Genomic DNA, 17,936 nt, shown 5'->3' on the forward strand with positions numbered 1-17,936 from the left:
CACGCAGTGCATATCCGCCAATTTAGGACTTGTAGAAGTAGATGCGGGCGCCCTTCAACTGCACTCAATCAGAGTGCTTTAACCTCGATGATTTCAACGTCAAAGCTCAGGGTTTTACCGGCCAAGGGATGGTTGAAATCAATCGTCACCTGGGTGTCGTCAAACTCTTTGACCACACCCGGCAGCTCGGCGTTGGCTGCATCATTGAAAATAATCAGCAAGCCGGGGGACAAATCCATGCCCTCGAACTGGTTGCGCGGCATCACTTGCAGGTTTTGCGGATTCGGCTGACCAAAGCCCTGCTCCGGCAATATCTGAATGCTGCGCTTGTCGCCAGCCTTGAAACCGAACAGCGCGGCTTCAAAACCCGGCAACAAGTTGCCATCGCCCACTTTGAAGGTTGCTGGCTGCTTGTCGAATGTGCTGTCGACAACATCGCCGTTTTCCAGCTTGATGGCGAAATGCAGAGTAACTTGCCTGTCCGGGCCGATACGAATATCAGTCATCAGCGTGCTCCTCGGACTTTTTACTTTTGAACATGTCCAGACCCAACAGAATTGCACCTACAGTAATTGCGCTGTCGGCAAAGTTGAATGCAGGGAAGTACCAGCGGTTTTGCCAATGCACCAGAATGAAATCGACCACATGGCCCAGCACAATACGATCAACCAGATTGCCGATCGCACCGCCCAAGACCAGCGCAAGCGCCACCGCAAGTAAGGTTTCATCGGCTTTCAGGCGCTTCAACCAGACCACCAGCACCACACTCACCGCAATCGCGATAGCAGCGAAGAACCAGCGCTGCCAACCGGACTCAGTCGCGAGAAAGCTAAAGGCAGCGCCTTTGTTGTAAGCCAGCGTCCAACTGAAGTAATCCGGGATCACCACAATCTGCTGATACATGGTCAAGGTGTTGTCAAAATAGAATTTGCTGGCCTGATCGATGACAAACACCAAGAGCGTCAACCACAGCCAAGCAAGCCGCCCAAAGCGGCTCGGGACATTAGGCATAATGACGAACCTCACCAGCACCCTCGATGTTGTCGACACAGCGACCACAGATTTCCGGGTGCGCTGGATTCACGCCAACGTCTTCACGGTGATGCCAGCAACGACCGCACTTGGCATGCGCCGACTTAACCACTTTCAGCTTCAGGCCAGCGACTTCAGTTTCAACCGCATCAGCCGGAGCAGCGCTCAATGGCGCCAGGCTTGCGGTTGAGGTGATCAGAACAAAGCGCAGCTCGTTACCCAGCTTGTTCAAATCAGCGATAAGGCTGTCTTCACCGTATACGGTCACTTCAGCTTGCAGGTTGCCACCGATGGCTTTTTCCTTGCGCTGATTTTCCAACTCTTTGTTGACCGCAACTTTAACCGCCATGACCCGCTCCCAGAATTCGCGGTTCATTTCGACGTCTTGCGATTGCTCAGTCAGGCCTTGATACCAGCCATTGAGCATCACCGACTCGTTACGCTCGCCCGGCAGGTACTGCCAGATTTCATCGGCGGTGAAGGCCAGAATTGGCGCGATCCAGCGCACCAACGCTTCTGCGATGTGGAACAGTGCAGTTTGGCAGGAACGACGCGCGACACTATCGGCCGCCGTGGTGTACTGGCGATCCTTGATGATGTCGAGATAGAAGCCACCCAACTCCTGCACACAGAAGTTGTGCACTTTCTGGTAAACATTCCAGAAACGGTAGCTGTCGTAGGCTTCTTCGATTTCACGCTGCAACAGCAAGGCACGATCCAGTGCCCAGCGATCGAGCGCAAGCATTTCATCGACTGGCAATGCGTGCTCGGCTGGCTCAAAACCGCTCAGGTTTGAGAGCAAAAAGCGCGCGGTGTTACGGATACGGCGGTACGAGTCAGCACTGCGCTGCAGGATGACGTTAGACACCGCCATCTCGCCGGAGTAATCGGTCGACGACACCCACAAGCGCATGATGTCGGCGCCCAAGCTGTCGTTTACCTGCTGCGGTGCAACCACGTTACCCAGTGACTTAGACATCTTGCGGCCGTTTTCATCGACCACAAAGCCGTGAGTCAGCAACTCTTTATAAGGCGCGTGACCGTCAATTGCACAACCGGTGAGCAATGATGAATGGAACCAACCACGGTGCTGGTCGGAGCCTTCGAGGTACAGGTCGGCACGCGGGCCAGAGGTGTGCCCCAATGCGTGTGAGCCACGCAGAACGTGCCAGTGCGTGGTGCCCGAGTCGAACCACACGTCCAGCGTGTCGCTGATCTTGTCGTACTGCGCGGCTTCATCACCGAGCAACTCGCTGGCGTCGAGCTTGAACCAAGCCTCGATACCTTCAACTTCAATGCGCTTGGCCACTTCTTCCATCAGCTCAGCGGTGCGCGGGTGCAGGTCGCCGCTTTCCTTGTGCAGGAAGAACGGGATCGGCACGCCCCAGTTACGCTGACGCGAGATGCACCAGTCAGGACGGCCAGCAATCATGCTGTGCAGACGCGCCTGGCCCCAGGCTGGAACGAATTCAGTTTGCTCAATAGCACCTAGCGCGCGCTCACGCAGCGTGTTGCCTTCATTGGGCTGCTTGTCCATGCCGACGAACCACTGCGCAGTCGCGCGATAGATCAGTGGTGTCTTGTGACGCCAGCAATGCATGTAGCTGTGCTGGATCGGCTGATGCTTGAGCAATGCACCCACTTCTTCGAGCTTGGCGACGATATTTGGGTTGGCTTTCCAGATGAACTGGCCGCCAAAGAACGGCAGTGACTCAACGTAAACACCGTTGCTCTGCACCGGGCTGAGGATATCGTCGTTGCTCATGCCGTAGCCTTTGCACGAACGGAAGTCGTCCTCGCCATAGGCTGGAGCGGAGTGGACGATACCGGTACCGGAGCCCATCTCAACGTAGTCGGCCAGATACACAGGCGAGAAACGCTCGTAGAACGGGTGACGGAAACGAATCAGTTCCAGGGCCTCGCCTTTAGCGGTCGCGATGACACTGCCTTGCAGGCCATAACGCTCAAGGCTGCTTTCTACCAACTCTTCGCCGAGCAGCAACAACTTGTCGCCAACATCGACCAGCGCGTAATTGAACTCAGGATGAACGTTAAGCGCCTGGTTGGCCGGGATGGTCCACGGCGTGGTGGTCCAGATGACGATGCTGGCAGGCTTCGGCAGGCTGCTTAAGCCAAATGCAGCGGCCAGCTTGTCGTTGTCTTCACAGGCAAACGCAACGTCGATGGCGTCAGATTTTTTATCTTGATATTCAACTTCAGCCTCAGCCAACGCCGAGCCGCAATCGAAACACCAGTTAACCGGCTTCAGGCCTTTAAAGACAAAACCTTGCTTGACCATTTCAGCCAGAGCGCGCACTTCGCCTGCTTCATTGGCGAAATCCATGGTGCGATAAGGCTTTTCCCAGTCGCCGAGAACGCCCAGGCGAATGAAGTCAGTTTTCTGACCTTCGATCTGCTGGCCCGCGTAGGTGCGGCAGCGCTCACGAGTGAGGTCTGCTGGCTGATTTTTGCCAAAGGTGGTCTCGACCTTGTGCTCAATCGGCAGGCCGTGACAATCCCAACCCGGTACATACGGCGCATCGTAGCCGGACAGGGTTTTCGAGCGGGTGATAATGTCTTTGAGAATCTTGTTGACCGCATGGCCGATATGAATGCTGCCGTTGGCATAGGGAGGACCATCATGCAGCACAAACTTTGGACGGCCTTCGCCCAGCTCGCGCAGTTTCTGATACAAGCCAATATCGTCCCAGCGCTTCAGGGTTTCCGGCTCGCGCGTCGGCAGGCCAGCCTTCATCGGGAACTTGGTATCAGGCAGGTTTAGCGTGGCTTTATAGTCGGTCATCTCGGCTCTTCACTTAAGCGGTTGGCCCTGCCAATGGGCACGGGCGGCGGCAATATCGGCAGCAATTGCCGTCTTTAGCGCCTCAAGAGAGGCAAATCGCTGCTCATCACGCAGCTTGTGGTGGAACGCCACCGTCAAACGCCGGCCATAAACATCTCCGGCAAAATCTAAAAGGTGCACCTCAAGATGGGCGCTACCGTCACTCTTCACGCTGGGCCGTACGCCAATATTGGCGACGCCGGGCCAGTACTTACCGTCGATTTCAGTGCTGACCAGATAAACCCCGGTCAATGGCACTCGGCGACGCTTGAGCTGAATATTGGCTGTAGGCGCATTCAGCTGACGTCCCAATTTCTGGCCGTGCAAGACACGCCCTGCAATTTGGAATGGTCGCCCGAGTAGCAGTTCTGCAAGAGTGAAATCAGCGCTTTGCAGGGCTTCTCGAACCCGCGTACTGCTGACGCGAATCCCATCGAGCTCAACCGTGGTGGCGGCCTCAACGCTAAACCCTTCGCGCTTTGCGGCAGCGGACAAAAAGGCAAAGTCGCCGGCCCGATCGCAACCGAAGCGAAAATCATCACCCACTTCCAAGTGACGCACACCCAAACCGTCGACCAGCACTTTGTGTACAAATTCTGCGGCGCTCAACTCACGCAAGCGCGGATTGAACGCCAGGCATAACACCCGATCAACGCCTTCAGCGGCCAACAAGGCAAGCTTGTCGCGCAAACGTGTCAGACGCGCCGGTGCAGTCTCTGGGCCAAAGAACTCGCGGGGTTGCGGCTCAAAAATCACCACGCAGCTGGGTACGCCAAGCTCTGCTGCTCGCTCACGCAATCGCGCCAAAATAGCCTGATGGCCACGATGGACGCCGTCAAAATTACCGATTGTGGCGACACAGTCCCGATGCTGGGGGCGCAGATTGTGTAGGCCTCGTACCAGCTGCATAACACGCTTCTTGCTCATAAAGTGGTCGATTATACGCATACCCGACAGCAGACAACAGGCAACAACGTCGCGGTGATCAGAAATCTGCTACTCAATTAAGCCGGTTTCTACTCAGCGACCGGACAATGCCAAGCTTGCCCAACAAGTCGCAACCAATAATCCAAACATTTGCACAAATGAATGGCGGGTAAAAAACCGTCATCCACCGGCGTAGGGTGCGACAACGCGAAGCTTGTCCACCAGGCTACAACCAATTTTCCAAATACTTGTGCAAACAGATGGCGGGTAAAAAGAGCGTTACCCGCCCTACCTTATTTGGGGGCTAGGAAAACAAGTTGCAAGCTAGCCGATGGCCTTGCGCGAAAAATCGCGCACCCTCAAGCCCATCAACAATAAGCTGGCGAAGTAACTGATCAACCCCGCCGCAACCAGCACACCAAGGCGCAGCAGGCGCTCAAGCATGCCGCCAGACGACCATTGCGGCATGTAATACATGATGCCAAACAACACCGACGCCATTACACATACCGCCAGTACCAGCTTCAACAAGTACATCATCCAGCCGGGCTGCGGCTGAAACATGTCAGCCTTACGCAACTGCCAATACAGCAGACTGGCATTCAGGCACGCCGCCAGACCGATGGACAAGGCCAGGCCAACATGAGCAAGCGGACCGACAAAGGCCAGATTCATCAACTGCGTCGAGAACAACGTAAAAATCGCAATCTTTACCGGTGTCTTGATGTTCTGCTGCGCGTAAAAACCGGGCGCCAGAATCTTCACCAAGATGATGCCAAGCAGACCGACAGAATAAGCAATCAACGCATGCTGGGTCATCAAGGCATCATTCGCACTGAATTTACCGTACTGAAATAACGACACGGTCAAAGGCTCAGCCAACACAGCCAGCGCGACCGCGCTCGGCAATACCAACACAAAACACAGGCGCAGGCCCCAATCGAGCAGCCGCGAATAATCTTCGCGACTGGCGCTGGCGTAGGTTTTTGACAACGCTGGCAACAGAATCGTACCGAGCGCGACGCCGAGCACCCCGGACGGAAGCTCCATCAAACGGTCAGCGTAATACATCCACGAGACTGATCCAGCCACCAGAAATGAAGCAAAGATGGTGTTAATGATCAGTGAAATCTGACTAACCGACACACCAAAAATCGCCGGGCCCATTTGCTTCAGGACCCGCCATACACCGCGATCCTTGAGATTCAGGCGTGGTAATACCAACATCCCGACCTTTTTCAGGTGCGGCAGCTGATAAAGCAGCTGCAGCAAACCACCGACCAACACCGCCCAGCCCAGCGCCATGATCGGCGGATCAAAATAGGGGCTTAAAAACAGCGCAAACACGATCATGCTGATGTTTAGCAGCGTAGGCACGAATGCCGGCACCGAAAATCGATTCCACGTATTGAGCACCGCCCCGGCAAGCGACGACAGTGAAATCAGCAATATATAAGGAAAGGTAACCCGCAAAAGATCAGTGGTGAGCGCGAAGCGATCAGGCTCATCGGCAAAGCCAGGAGCGGATATCCACACAATCCACGGTGCCGCCAACACCCCGAGCAAAGTCACGACCGCAAGCACCAATGTCAGCAGGCCGGTGACGTATGCGACAAAGGTCCGGGTCGCCTCCTCGCCTTGCTGGGTCTTGTATTCAGCCAAAATAGGCACAAATGCTTGCGAAAAAGCGCCTTCAGCAAAAATTCTTCGCAGCAAATTTGGCAACTTAAAAGCCACCACAAAGGCGTCCGAAGCCACGCCAGCGCCGAATGTACGGGCAATAATGGTATCGCGCACAAAACCTAAAACACGCGAGAGCATGGTCAAAGAGCTAACGGCGGCCAGCGACTTAAGCAAATTCATGAGATAATGATTTTTCCGCATACGAGTGAGCCAGCGGACAATCCACCGGTTCACGAAGGCGTCGAGTGTAGCGGCCTGCCACTTGTCAGGCTAGCGCCAGGAATTGTCTTTAGTCTTGACAGACGAATACCTTCTAGGCATGATTCGCGGCCTTATTTGTTTGCAACCCCAAATTTTCGAGGAGCTTGACGGTGGCCAATACACCTTCTGCCAAAAAACGCGCAAAACAGGCTGAGAAGCGTCGTAGCCATAACGCCAGCCTGCGCTCGATGGTCCGTACCTACATCAAAAACGTTGTTAAAGCTATCGACGCTAAAGATGCTGGTCTGGCCCAAACTGCTTACACTGCAGCTGTTCCGGTCATCGACCGCATGGCTGACAAAGGCATCCTGCACAAGAACAAAGCAGCTCGTCATAAGAGCCGCCTGAATGCCCACATCAAGGCACTCAGCACTGCTGCTTAATTAGCAGTCAGTTCTTGGCGTAACGCCTTAAAAAACCGGTCTTATGACCGGTTTTTTATTGCCTGAAATAAAGCGCTCAACCCCAAAGCCTGTACACAGCCAAGCATAGACAGAAAAAAACCGCCGAAGTGGCGGTTTTTTTACCAGAACGCTTACTTGCCAGATGGCCACGGCATGATGGGAATAGCCGCCATTGAGTTTTGCGGACTGCCTTCGATCACCCGGTCGCTATACACCAGATAGATAAGCGCATTGCGCTTCTGGTCGAAGAAGCGCACCACCTGCATGGTTTTGAATATGAGCGAGGTACGCTGCTTGAATACCTCTTCGCCATCTTCAAGCTTGCCAGTAAAGCGAATCGGCCCAACCTGACGACAGTCAATCGAGGCATCAGAACGATCCTCAGCCAAACCCAGACCACCTTTAACACCGCCGGTCTTGGCCCGCGACAAATAGCAGGTCACACCCTCAACCTTAGGATCATCAAAAGCCTCAACGACAATTTTGTCGTTCGGCCCCATCCACTTGAAAACAGTGGATACCGAGCCAATTTCCTCAGCCGAAGCCAGAACAGGCAACACCATCAACGCAGCCAGCAATCCATTCGCCACACGCATCAGAGCGCCCTCCTAGACCAGTATCAAGTTATCCCTGTGCACCAACTCTGGCTCATCAACATAACCCAGCAGCGTTTCAATCGTATCAGATGACTGGCCAATAATTTTTTGCGCCTCAAGCGCACTGTAGTTGGCCAACCCACGGGCAATTTCACGACCATCAGCAGCCACACATACAACCATCTCGCCGCGACGGAAGCTGCCTTTTACTGCGCGAACACCCACCGGCAACAGACTTTTACGCCCTGTCGCCAGCGCTTTAACCGCGCCATCATCAAGAACCAATGTACCGCGCGTCTGCAAGTGCCCGGCAAGCCATTGCTTGCGTGCTGCCAACATACCGCGCTCAGGCGCGAGCAAGGTCCCCAAGCGCTCGCCCGACTTAAGCCGCGCCAGCACTTGCTCAATTGCACCACCAACAATAACCGTATGCGCCCCTGAGCGTGCAGCAAGCCGCGCAGCGCGCAACTTAGTCTGCATGCCGCCACGACCCAGAGCGCCGCCGACGCCACCCGCAACAGCATCCAGGGCAGGATCGTCAGCACGCGCCTCGTGAATCAGCTTGGCATTCGGGTTATTACGCGGATCGGCGTCGAACATCCCTTCGCGATCAGTGAGAATAACCAGCAAGTCAGCTTCAACCAGATTGGCAACCAGCGCCGCCAAGGTATCGTTGTCACCGAAGCGAATTTCGTCAGTGACCACGGTGTCATTTTCATTGATCACCGGCACCACATCGAGCTCAACCAAGGTGCGCAAGGTGCTGCGCGCATTCAGATAGCGCTTGCGATCAGACAGGTCGTCATGCGTCAGCAGAATCTGCGCCGTGCGCCGACCGTGCTCGGCAAAGCTCGACTCCCACGCCTGAATCAACACCATCTGACCGATGGCAGCAGATGCTTGCAACTCATGCATCGCGCTCGGCCGTGAAACCCAGCCCAGGCGACTCATACCGGCCGCCACAGCACCAGAAGACACCAGCACCAACTCTACGCCTTGCTCACGCAATGCAACCATCTGCCGGACCCACACAGCCATTGCCGCACGATCCAGACCACGACCATCTGCCGTCAGCAGCGCACTGCCGATTTTAACCACCCAGCGCCGCGCGCCAGTCACCTTGTCACGCATGATTCCTCAACCCTAGCCTTGCACCCAAAAGCACAACGCATTCACTAGTCACGAAACATACAAAAACGCCGCAATTAAGCGGCGTTGATAATGGCTTAATCCCGGACGTAAAAGATTTCCGGGCCGTCATCGTCATCCTCATCATCAAAGTCGTCTTCATCGACATCTTCGACACTCTTGACCCCCGAGCGACGCAACGCACGCTGATCATCCAACGCCTGCAGACGCGCACGCGCCTCATCTTCAATGCGCTGATCAAGCTCAGCCAACTCAGAAGCGAAGGCTGGGTTTTCAGCCATTTTCTCAGTGCGGGCCTCAAGGTAGGCCATGATGTCCTGACACAGACGCTGCGTGCCTTCACCAGAAATAGCCGAGACTACATAAACCGGCCCTTTCCAGTCGAGCGCTGCGACCACTTCAGCCACACGCCCATCACGCTCTTCTTCGAGCATCTGATCCGACTTGTTCAACACCAGCCAGCGATCACGCTCAGCCAGCGCCGGACTGAACTTGGTCAACTCATCAACGATAGTTACAGCCGAGTCGCTAGGATCAGTCAGATCCAGCGGCGCCATGTCGACAAGATGCAACAACAGACGCGTACGCGCCAAGTGTTTAAGGAAGCGAATACCCAGGCCAGCACCATCAGAGGCACCTTCGATCAAACCTGGAATATCAGCAACCACGAAGCTTTTATACCGGTCGACGCTGACAACGCCCAAGTTAGGGATCAGCGTGGTAAACGGATAATCCGCAACTTTTGGCTTAGCCGCCGACACCGAACGAATAAAGGTGCTCTTACCGGCGTTAGGCAAGCCCAGCAGGCCGACATCCGCCAACACTTTAAGCTCAAGCTTAAGATCACGCGACTCACCCGGCTTACCCGGCGTGGTCTGGCGCGGAGCACGGTTGGTACTGGATTTGAATCGAGTGTTACCCAGGCCGTGCCAGCCGCCCTGCGCAACCATCAGGCGCTGACCCGCCTTGGTCAGATCACCAATAACTTCCTGGGTGCCCGAATCGATAACTGTTGTACCAACCGGCACACGCAACACCAATTCCTCGCCTTTACGACCCGTGCAATCAGTGCTGCCACCATTGGAGCCACGCTCAGCATCGAAACGCCGGGTGTAGCGGTAATCGATCAGCGTGTTGAGGTTTTCATCGGCCATCAAAAATACCGAACCACCATCACCGCCATCACCACCGTTTGGCCCACCGTTTTCGATGAACTTTTCACGACGGAAACTCATACAGCCGTTACCACCGTCACCGGCTTTTACAAAAATCGATACTTCATCGACGAATTTCATGAGCACGCCTCCCACCAGTACAGCGGGTCAACAACAACAATCAAAGAACACAGGTGCTTGCAAAATTGACCTAGCACAAGGGCTTAATCATAAGCCTTTTATCAGGACAGTTTGGCAAGAACCCCAAGAATACAAAAACAAAAAAGCCCCGTCGCAAGGACAGGGCTTTTAACCTTGCCGCGATTAAGCCGCGACAACGCTCACGTAACGACGACCGAAGGCGCCCTTTACTTCAAACTTGATCACGCCTTCGACTTTAGCGAAGAGAGTGTGATCTTTACCCATGCCAACGCCGTAACCAGCGTGGAATTGGGTGCCGCGCTGACGCACGATGATGTTGCCTGCTTTGATAGCCTGGCCGCCATACATCTTAACGCCTAAGCGTTTGGCTTCTGAGTCGCGACCGTTGCGGGTGGAACCGCCAGCTTTTTTGTGTGCCATGAGTCAATACTCCTATAAAGGGATCAGGCTGAAATGAATCAGGCCGAAATACCGGTGATTTTGATCTCAGTGAACCACTGACGGTGGCCCTGACGCTTCATGTGGTGCTTACGACGACGGAACTTGATGATGCGGATTTTATCATGACGACCTTGCGCCACAACTTCTGCAACAACTTTAGCGCCATCTACAACAGGTGCGCCGATTTGAACGTCGTCACCGTTGCCGATCAACAAAACGCGATCGAAAGTGACGGATTCGCCAGTACCGATTTCGAGTTTTTCGATCTTCAGGAATTCGCCTTCGGTGACTTTGTATTGCTTGCCACCAGTAACAATTACAGCGTACATGGTATATCTCCGTTAATCCTGCTCACCCAGCTCTTTAGAGGGATAGTTATCGGCTGGCATGGCTGCTCGGGGCCGGAAAAGACGCCCTTGCAATTGCGTAAGGCAGGGAAATGCCCAGGGGGAAGTTCAGGGTGCGCGATTGTACGCAAGCTGATAACGCCGCGCAAGCCCCCGCAGCCATCGCGAAACGGGAGGCTCCGAACTGCGGTGCAGTATATTGATGCAGAGCGGCATTTTATAACAGTAATATAGCTACGCTCAGCCCTTTGTTAAGCTGTCATTCTAATACCTGAAACTGCTCAAGCGGGTCACGCCCTTGCCTTGACAGCCCCGGGCCCGCCGCCTAGCATGCCGCGCAACCTTCGAGGAGCACCTGCAACTGATGCAACCCCAGGCTTTCTACCGCGTGGTGGCGGACGACTTCACCGCCGTTGATGGCATTATCCGTCAACAACTTGTCTCGCGTGTACCGCTGGTAGAGAAAATCGGCGACTACATTATCTCAGCTGGCGGCAAGCGCCTGCGTCCTTTATTAGTCTTGCTTAGCGGCAAGGCTCTTGGATTGCAGGACGACAACCTGCGCCTGCTGGCTGCGACCATTGAGTTCTTGCACACGGCAACCTTGCTGCATGACGACGTGGTTGATATGTCCGACATGCGCCGCGGACGCAGCACTGCCAATGCCCAATGGGGCAATGCTCCCAGTGTATTGGTTGGTGACTTCCTCTACTCGCGCTCTTTCGAGATGATGGTCGAACTGGGCTCGATGCCCGTTATGAAAATCCTCTCCAAGGCCACTCGCGTGATTGCTGAGGGTGAGGTTCTGCAGCTGTCGAAGATCCGTGATGCCAGCACCACTGAAGAGACCTACATGGAAGTCATTCGCGGCAAAACCGCAATGCTTTTTGAGGCCTCAACTCACAGTGCGGCTGCATTAGCGGGCGCCACGGCAGAGCAGACCGAAGCACTGCGCACCTTTGGTGATCACCTTGGCGTTGCCTTCCAGCTGGTTGACGACTTGCTCGACTATCGCGGTGACGCGACCACCCTGGGCAAAAACGTCGGTGACGACCTGGCGGAGGGCAAACCTACCCTGCCGCTGATCTACACCATGCGCGAAGGCACACCCGAGCAAGCCGCACTGGTGCGTCAGGCGATCCAGAAAGGTGGCATCGAAAATCTCGAAAGCATCCGCAACGCAGTTGAAACTGCCGGCGCGCTCGATTACACCGCTCAACAAGCCCGCGACTTTGCAGAACGTGCAATCGCCTGCCTGGATGTGCTGCCCGCCAGCGAGTACCGCGATGCATTGGTCGAACTGAGCCGCTTTGCCGTAGCCCGAACGCACTGACACACTCGCAGCACCCACAAAGCCCGTCCAAGCGACGGGCTTTTTAATGCCCGACGAATAACACTAATTGACCCTTGCTATTATGCGAATAGGAATTATTATCATCTAACACTTCAGGGAGATGAGACATGACCTATTTAATCGACGCCTGGCTTGATCGGCCACAACCTTATCTGCGCATTCTCAACCGTGACACGGGTGAAGTCTGCGCGATGCTTGAGGAAGAAGCATTGGATGAGCTGCGTGATATGGGCGATCTGGACCTACACGAGCTGAATTCGAGCGAACCCTCAGTACTGAAAGAACTGGTGCGTAACCTGTTCCTGTTCTGCTACGCCCGCGCATTGCGCCCGGACAATCAAACCCTCGCGCTCAGAAAAAAGCGCGCAAACACGCTGCGTGACCGCTATGCCAGAACACATCAATCACGGCACTCAGCGTTTCTGAGCCCGGCATGAATCTGCCGGGCTCAGCACACACTGGAATTACAGGACTTCGAGCAGCTCGACGTCAAATACCAGTACGCTGTGCGGCGGAATGCTACCAACGCCTTGGGCGCCGTAAGCCAGTTCGCTAGGCACATACAGACGCCATTTGCTGCCAGCAGTCATCAGCTGCAATGCCTCAGTCCAGCCGGCGATGACGCCGCCAACTGGGAATTCAGCAGGCTCACCGCGATCATAGGAGCTGTCGAAAACAGTGCCATCGATCAAGGTGCCGTGGTAGTGAGCACGAATGGTGTCTTCACGGGTTGGGGTTGCGCCCTCACCTGTAGCCAATACTTCATACTGCAGGCCTGAAGCCAGCTGGTTGACACCTTCACGGCCAGCATTCTCAGCAAGAAATGCGATGCCAGCGCCCGCTGCCGCTTCGGCTTTAGCCTGTGCTTCAGCTTGCATGACTTCACGGATAACCTTGAAGCTGGCATTCATATCAGCTTCGCTAACACGGCTGTCTTTGCCCGCGAAGGCGTCAGTCAAGCCTGCAAGGATCGCGTCCAGGCTCACACCCGGTGGCGGATTATCACGCAATTGACCGCCAAGTTGACGACCAATGCCGTAGCTGACGCGTGTTTCGTCAGTAGTAAGATTAAGTTCGGACATGAACTGCTCCGCTGCGGGTTTAAAAGGCCGGCAAGCCTAGCACAAAGCAATCTCTGGCTTAACCACCGCGTGCGACTGTGTTGGTACACCCAGGACATTGCTACCCCCAGAACATACGGGTTATCTGCCTGCTCAACGCAAACCGCCCGCCAGGCTTGAAACCGGGCGGGCGGCAACAACAATGCAGGTATAGCGCTGAATCAGTTCTCGTGCTTGGTCAGCTTGTCGAGGTAACCCATGGCAAATGCGGAGAGTACAAAGGTCATGTGGATAATTACGTACCACATCAACTTGTTGTCTGGGATGTTCTTCGCATCCATAAATACTTTGAGCAAATGGATCGACGAAATTGCCACAATCGACGCCGCGACCTTCATTTTTAATGAACCGGAGTCCATCTTGCCCAACCAGCTGAGTTTCTCTTTGCCAGGACCAATATTCAGTTGTGAGACGAAGTTTTCGTAACCCGAAAGCATCACCATCACCAACAAGCCACCGACCAGCGCCATATCGATCAGAGAAAGGATGACCAGGACCAAGTCAGCTTCCGCCATCGAAAGCACGTTAGGCAGGATATGGAAAATTTCCTGGAAGAACTTGATCGCCAGCGCCAGCAAGCCCAACGACAACCCAAAATAAATTGGGGCGAGTAACCAGCGCGAGGTGTACATCGCATTCTCAATAAAGCGTTCCATGAAGCCTCACTCAGGATAAATAGGTTGGCGATTATACTCGCGCAACGGTGCCGTAAAAGCCCCTTGAAATACCTTGAAGGGTTATTTTTCGCGCTGTGGATAACTCTGTGGAAAGATTAACAGCTGACCGCGCAAACGCAGGCTACACAAGCCTTTCTCAAAAGTTGGCTGGCGCTGCGCAATCAGTTCTCTGGGCGGAACTGATAGTCCCCTAGATGAGAGCAGCGATGGCCATTCAACTGGCGCAGTTCAGACTGTATATGCAGACGCCAAATCAGCATATCAGGGCAACAACCATAGCCTTGATCCGCCAGACTATCGGCTATTCCGGCCAACACCCCTTCTGCTACAGAAGGCCCGTAGAACGGGCCTTGAGCTTTGATTACCGAAGGTTGTGACCCGGAAATACCGGCAGCACAGATCAGCGTCCAAAGTCCATTTTCGCCAGCCAGTGGCAACACTACGCATTCGATACGCGTGACCAAACCCAAGCATTGACGTGTGAGGCAGAGACTACGCGACATCGCGGCGACCCTCTCATGATCAGAACTACAGCCTACACCCGAAAAGTACTCATAGGGAAGCCACATACTTACGGCTTAATACCTGTGGGTAAGTGTGTGGATGAACAGTGCGAAGGCGCGTAACAAGGCCGTTGCCGGCTAGCACTCAAATACTGGCAATGCCCTCCAGTACCGAGCGCTATAACGGCAAGCTATTGCTCTGACTTTCCAGTCTTTGGAGCAGTGGGTTTGACTGGCACAGGTTTTTTCGCGGGCGGTTTTTTGGGGGACGGCGTTGGCACCGCTTTCGCAACCTTTTCGGCAAGCGCTTCCAGCTCTTTATCCTCTTCACCCATGCCAATCTCGGCGATCTCGCGAAGACGCTCAACCACACGCGCGTTGACACTGCCGCTTGGAAACTGACCTTTGTCGTTTGGCGCCCCGACCTCTTCACCCACCAACAGGCTTAGTGCCTCATCAACCTGGCGCACCGCATAAATGTGGAACTGCCCGTCGCGAACCGCTTGCAACACACGATCATCAAGCATCAGCGTGGTGACGTTGGACTGCGGGATAATCGCGCCCTGCTCCCCCGTCAGGCCACGCGCTTCACAAAGGCGGAAGAAGCCTTCGATCTTCTCGTTTACCCCACCCACGGCCTGCACTTCGCCAAACTGGTTGATCGAACCGGTAATCGCAAAGCACTGCTTAAGTGGCGTGCGCGACAAAGCTGAGATCAGCGTGCAGACCTCGCCAAGTGAAGCGCTGTCGCCATCGACATAACCGTATGACTGCTCAAGCGCGATGCTCGCGGAGATCTCCAGCGGAAACTCCTGTGCATAACGACTGCCGAGATACCCCGTCAAAATCATCACGCCTTTGGAGTGAATCGGCTGACCGAGGTTAACTTCACGCTCGATATCGACAATACCCGAACCGCCCGGATACACCGTAGCCGAGATCCGCGCGGGTACGCCAAAAGCAGAGTCACCAACCTGCAATACCGTCAACCCGTTGCATTTGCCCACTGCAGCGCCACGGGTGTCGATGAGGATAATTCCGGCCAGCATGTCATCGATGATTCGCGCTGAAACGCGCCCTGTACGGGTGGCCTTGGCTTTAAGTGCACGCTCGATATGGCCAACATCAGTCACCGTCTCGTTGGCTAGCTGACGGATAAAGTCCGCCTCGCTGACCAGTTGAAACAAGTCACCAATACGCGCCGACAAGCGACCTTGGTGCTCTGCCAGTCGGGCACTGAAGGTTGCCAGACGCGCCACCGCGGCTGCGGTCAGAGGCGCCATGCCTTCTTCAGTGGTACGGGTCTTCATCAACTGCGCGAACTGCTCCAGGCTTTCGTCACCCAGGGGAATGTCTTCGTCGAAATCGACCAGAACACGAAACATTTCCTGGAAGTCCGGATCATGATCCTGCAACGCGTAATACAACTGCCGAGCACCGATGATGATGACTTTGATCTGCAGCGGAATAACCTGCGGATTGAGGCTGACAGTTGCAATACGACCGAGATCACCCAACGGTGACTCCATCTTCAGTTGCCGTGAATGCAGGGCACGTTTGAGTGCATCCCAGACAAACGGCTCGCTGAGCATCTTCTCGGCTTCGAGAATCAGGAAACCACCATTGGCGCGGTGCAACGCACCTGGACGCAGCTGACGATAACTGGTGTAGAGCGCGCCTTGGTCATTGTTGTACTCAATGCGCCCGAACAGGTTGTCGAAGGTCGGATGCGGCTCGAAAACAACCGGCGCGCCACCGTCGACGTGATGGCCAACTACCAGACTTGGGCAGTACTGTTCTTCAAGCAATTTACGCGTTTGCGCGTCAACCTTCTCAACATCAACCAGTTGCTCAACCACGGTTTTCAGCAGGTTAACTTGTACAGCTTGCAGATAAGCGCAAATTTCAGCGTTCTCGGCATACTTCTCCGACAACGGCGATAACAGCGGCTGCAAGGCAACGGTGATGGTTTCTTCGTTCAACTGCCGGAGTTGGTTGCTCGACTCACGCTTCCACTGCGGCAAGCTGGCCAGCTCTTCGTTCAGACGCTCCTCAAGCATCGCGATATCGAGATGAAAACGCTCGCGATCGGCTTCAGGTAACTGAGCAAATTCAGCCTCATCCAATGCCTTGCCTTCAAGCATTGGGGTAAAGGCAATGTTGCTGCTATCACGGTATAGCGCGATACCTTTTTCCAGTGACAGGCGCTCGATTACATCCAGCGCCTGGTCATAACGCTTGTTGAAGGCGCGATCAATTGCACTCTTCTTCTGCTGATAGGACGGATGTTCGAATACTGCGGGGAATGTCGCCAGCAGGTTATCGACAAGCAGATTGATATCCGCAATGAATTCGCCAGCAGAACCGGCGGTGAGCTCTAGCACGCGAGGTTCACGTGGCTCGTCAAAATGATTTACATACACATGGTCGGCAGGCGTATCCATACGCTTACCTTCGGCCTTGAGATAACGCTGCACAAACGAGAAACGCCCAGTGCCGGGTTCTCCCATGACAAACACGTTATAACCGGGACGCGGCATCGCCACGCCAAACTGCAGGGCTTCTACTGCACGTTCCTGACCCAAAACACCGCGAAAAGGCTCCAAGTCATCTGTGGTCGTGAAATTAAACTGCTCGGGAGCAAAGGGACGGGTTAGAGCTTCAGGCGCTAGCCGCAATTGGGTAGCAACAGATTCAGGCATTGGAGATCCTTGTACGGAGGGCACACGCGAGAGAAATAATCGCCGCTTCGGACGCTGATCACAAGCTAAAGCAGCCGATCAATTTCGACTATTTTTTATCTGGCGCTAAGGACACGCTCTCAACTACCTATAGCGCTTTGCTCGGCGCATGCCAAACAATAGGCTGTGGCAGGCAATACTTGCAGTCGAGCGGACTCAATGGGTTCGGCGCACTTCAAGCATTGGCCATAAGTGCCTTCAGCTAAACGCAACTTGGCCAGGCCAACCGCATGCCTGCCTTCCTCAGCCTCGGCTAACAGCGCCTCCAGAACTTCATCATTCTGTCTTTGCGTCGCTTGTTCGGCGAAGTCTGGCGAGTGGCTGTCAGACAGGGCCGTACGAATAGTCGCTGCACGGGCGCTGTACTCGTTAAGTAATGCATTTAACACCGCAGATGGATCGAACTCTGTCATGACAGGCTCCTCACAGATCATCTGTGTACAGTGTGTGTCTTAATTGAGAAAGCTGCACGCACCAATGCTACAAAATAAACAGATAACCGCTTAAACAATTGGCCGCGATGTTGGTTCATGGCCTTGACA

General features: G+C 54.6%; 17 protein-coding genes and 1 pseudogene. 3 read left to right on the top strand and 15 right to left on the bottom strand.

Going from position 1 to position 17,936, the window contains the following annotated elements:
• Positions 1 to 68 precede the first annotated feature (68 nt).
• The 5 genes from B9K09_RS18375 to murJ all read right to left on the bottom strand — a co-directional run bounded on the left by B9K09_RS18375 (position 69) and on the right by murJ (position 6,664).
• Positions 69 to 506 (bottom strand): peptidylprolyl isomerase, encoded by a 438-nt coding sequence (locus B9K09_RS18375; RefSeq protein WP_087518177.1) that lies wholly within the window; start codon positions 504 to 506, stop codon positions 69 to 71.
• The gene (lspA, locus tag B9K09_RS18380; RefSeq protein ID WP_087518178.1) at positions 499 to 1,011 is read right to left on the bottom strand and encodes a signal peptidase II; all 513 of its coding nucleotides are present in this window, start codon (positions 1,009 to 1,011) and stop codon (positions 499 to 501) included. The genes B9K09_RS18375 and lspA overlap by 8 nt, the downstream gene beginning before the upstream one ends.
• Positions 1,004 to 3,835 carry an isoleucine--tRNA ligase gene (gene ileS, locus B9K09_RS18385; protein ID WP_087518179.1) on the bottom strand — a complete coding sequence of 944 codons (2,832 nt, stop codon included), beginning with the start codon at positions 3,833 to 3,835 and terminating at the stop codon, positions 1,004 to 1,006. The genes lspA and ileS overlap by 8 nt, the downstream gene beginning before the upstream one ends.
• 9 nt (positions 3,836 to 3,844) lie before the next feature.
• Positions 3,845 to 4,783, bottom strand: coding sequence for a bifunctional riboflavin kinase/FAD synthetase (ribF, locus tag B9K09_RS18390; RefSeq protein WP_177408739.1), 939 nt, complete (start codon positions 4,781 to 4,783; stop codon positions 3,845 to 3,847).
• Positions 4,784 to 5,125: 342 nt separating this feature from the next.
• A complete protein-coding gene (gene murJ, locus B9K09_RS18395; RefSeq protein ID WP_087518181.1) occupies positions 5,126 to 6,664 on the bottom strand; it encodes a murein biosynthesis integral membrane protein MurJ in 1,539 nt (512 codons plus the stop codon).
• Between the two features lie 191 nt (positions 6,665 to 6,855).
• Between murJ and rpsT the strand changes: the two genes are divergently transcribed.
• Entirely contained in the window at positions 6,856 to 7,128 is a 273-nt protein-coding gene (rpsT, locus tag B9K09_RS18400; protein ID WP_010489670.1) for a 30S ribosomal protein S20, read from the top strand.
• A 152-nt stretch (positions 7,129 to 7,280) separates the two neighbouring features.
• On the opposite strand, the gene B9K09_RS18405 is transcribed toward rpsT, so the two are convergent.
• The 5 genes from B9K09_RS18405 to rplU all read right to left on the bottom strand — a co-directional run bounded on the left by B9K09_RS18405 (position 7,281) and on the right by rplU (position 10,980).
• Positions 7,281 to 7,745 (bottom strand): CreA family protein, encoded by a 465-nt coding sequence (locus B9K09_RS18405; protein WP_087518182.1) that lies wholly within the window; start codon positions 7,743 to 7,745, stop codon positions 7,281 to 7,283.
• 12 nt (positions 7,746 to 7,757) lie between these two features.
• Positions 7,758 to 8,876, bottom strand: coding sequence for a glutamate 5-kinase (gene proB, locus B9K09_RS18410; RefSeq protein WP_087518183.1), 1,119 nt, complete (start codon positions 8,874 to 8,876; stop codon positions 7,758 to 7,760).
• A gap of 95 nt (positions 8,877 to 8,971) precedes the next feature.
• On the bottom strand, positions 8,972 to 10,189 hold the full coding sequence (gene cgtA / locus B9K09_RS18415; protein ID WP_087518184.1) for an Obg family GTPase CgtA: 1,218 nt from the start codon (positions 10,187 to 10,189) through the stop codon (positions 8,972 to 8,974).
• 183 nt (positions 10,190 to 10,372) lie between these two features.
• Complete coding sequence (rpmA, locus tag B9K09_RS18420; RefSeq protein ID WP_003281574.1) at positions 10,373 to 10,630, bottom strand: 50S ribosomal protein L27; 258 nt, start codon at positions 10,628 to 10,630, stop codon at positions 10,373 to 10,375.
• A 38-nt stretch (positions 10,631 to 10,668) separates the two neighbouring features.
• The gene (gene rplU, locus B9K09_RS18425) at positions 10,669 to 10,980 is read right to left on the bottom strand and encodes a 50S ribosomal protein L21 (RefSeq protein WP_087518185.1); all 312 of its coding nucleotides are present in this window, start codon (positions 10,978 to 10,980) and stop codon (positions 10,669 to 10,671) included.
• A 382-nt stretch (positions 10,981 to 11,362) separates the two neighbouring features.
• On the opposite strand from rplU, the gene B9K09_RS18430 reads away from it, so the two are divergent.
• On the top strand, positions 11,363 to 12,331 hold the full coding sequence (locus B9K09_RS18430; protein WP_087518186.1) for a polyprenyl synthetase family protein: 969 nt from the start codon (positions 11,363 to 11,365) through the stop codon (positions 12,329 to 12,331).
• A 128-nt stretch (positions 12,332 to 12,459) separates the two neighbouring features.
• Positions 12,460 to 12,681, top strand: a pseudogene (locus tag B9K09_RS18435) (hypothetical protein); the annotation flags it as partial.
• 135 nt (positions 12,682 to 12,816) lie between these two features.
• Here B9K09_RS18435 and B9K09_RS18440 read toward each other — a convergent pair.
• From B9K09_RS18440 to B9K09_RS18460, 5 genes are all read right to left on the bottom strand, one after another.
• Positions 12,817 to 13,434, bottom strand: a complete 618-nt coding sequence (locus B9K09_RS18440) for an FKBP-type peptidyl-prolyl cis-trans isomerase (protein WP_087518187.1) — start codon at positions 13,432 to 13,434, stop codon at positions 12,817 to 12,819.
• A 200-nt stretch (positions 13,435 to 13,634) separates the two neighbouring features.
• Positions 13,635 to 14,129: a TIGR00645 family protein gene (locus B9K09_RS18445; protein WP_087518188.1), complete on the bottom strand. Its 495-nt coding sequence runs from the start codon at positions 14,127 to 14,129 to the stop codon at positions 13,635 to 13,637.
• Positions 14,130 to 14,311: 182 nt separating this feature from the next.
• A complete protein-coding gene (locus tag B9K09_RS18450; RefSeq protein WP_087518189.1) occupies positions 14,312 to 14,653 on the bottom strand; it encodes a hypothetical protein in 342 nt (113 codons plus the stop codon).
• Positions 14,654 to 14,844: 191 nt separating this feature from the next.
• Positions 14,845 to 17,355: a Lon protease family protein gene (locus B9K09_RS18455; RefSeq protein WP_087518190.1), complete on the bottom strand. Its 2,511-nt coding sequence runs from the start codon at positions 17,353 to 17,355 to the stop codon at positions 14,845 to 14,847.
• Between the two features lie 119 nt (positions 17,356 to 17,474).
• Positions 17,475 to 17,807, bottom strand: a complete 333-nt coding sequence (locus B9K09_RS18460; RefSeq protein WP_087518191.1) for a TraR/DksA family transcriptional regulator — start codon at positions 17,805 to 17,807, stop codon at positions 17,475 to 17,477.
• Between the last annotated feature and the right edge of the window lie 129 nt (positions 17,808 to 17,936).

Origin of the sequence: Pseudomonas sp. M30-35 (assembly GCF_002163625.1) — a bacterium.
Taxonomy (GTDB): domain Bacteria; phylum Pseudomonadota; class Gammaproteobacteria; order Pseudomonadales; family Pseudomonadaceae; genus Aquipseudomonas.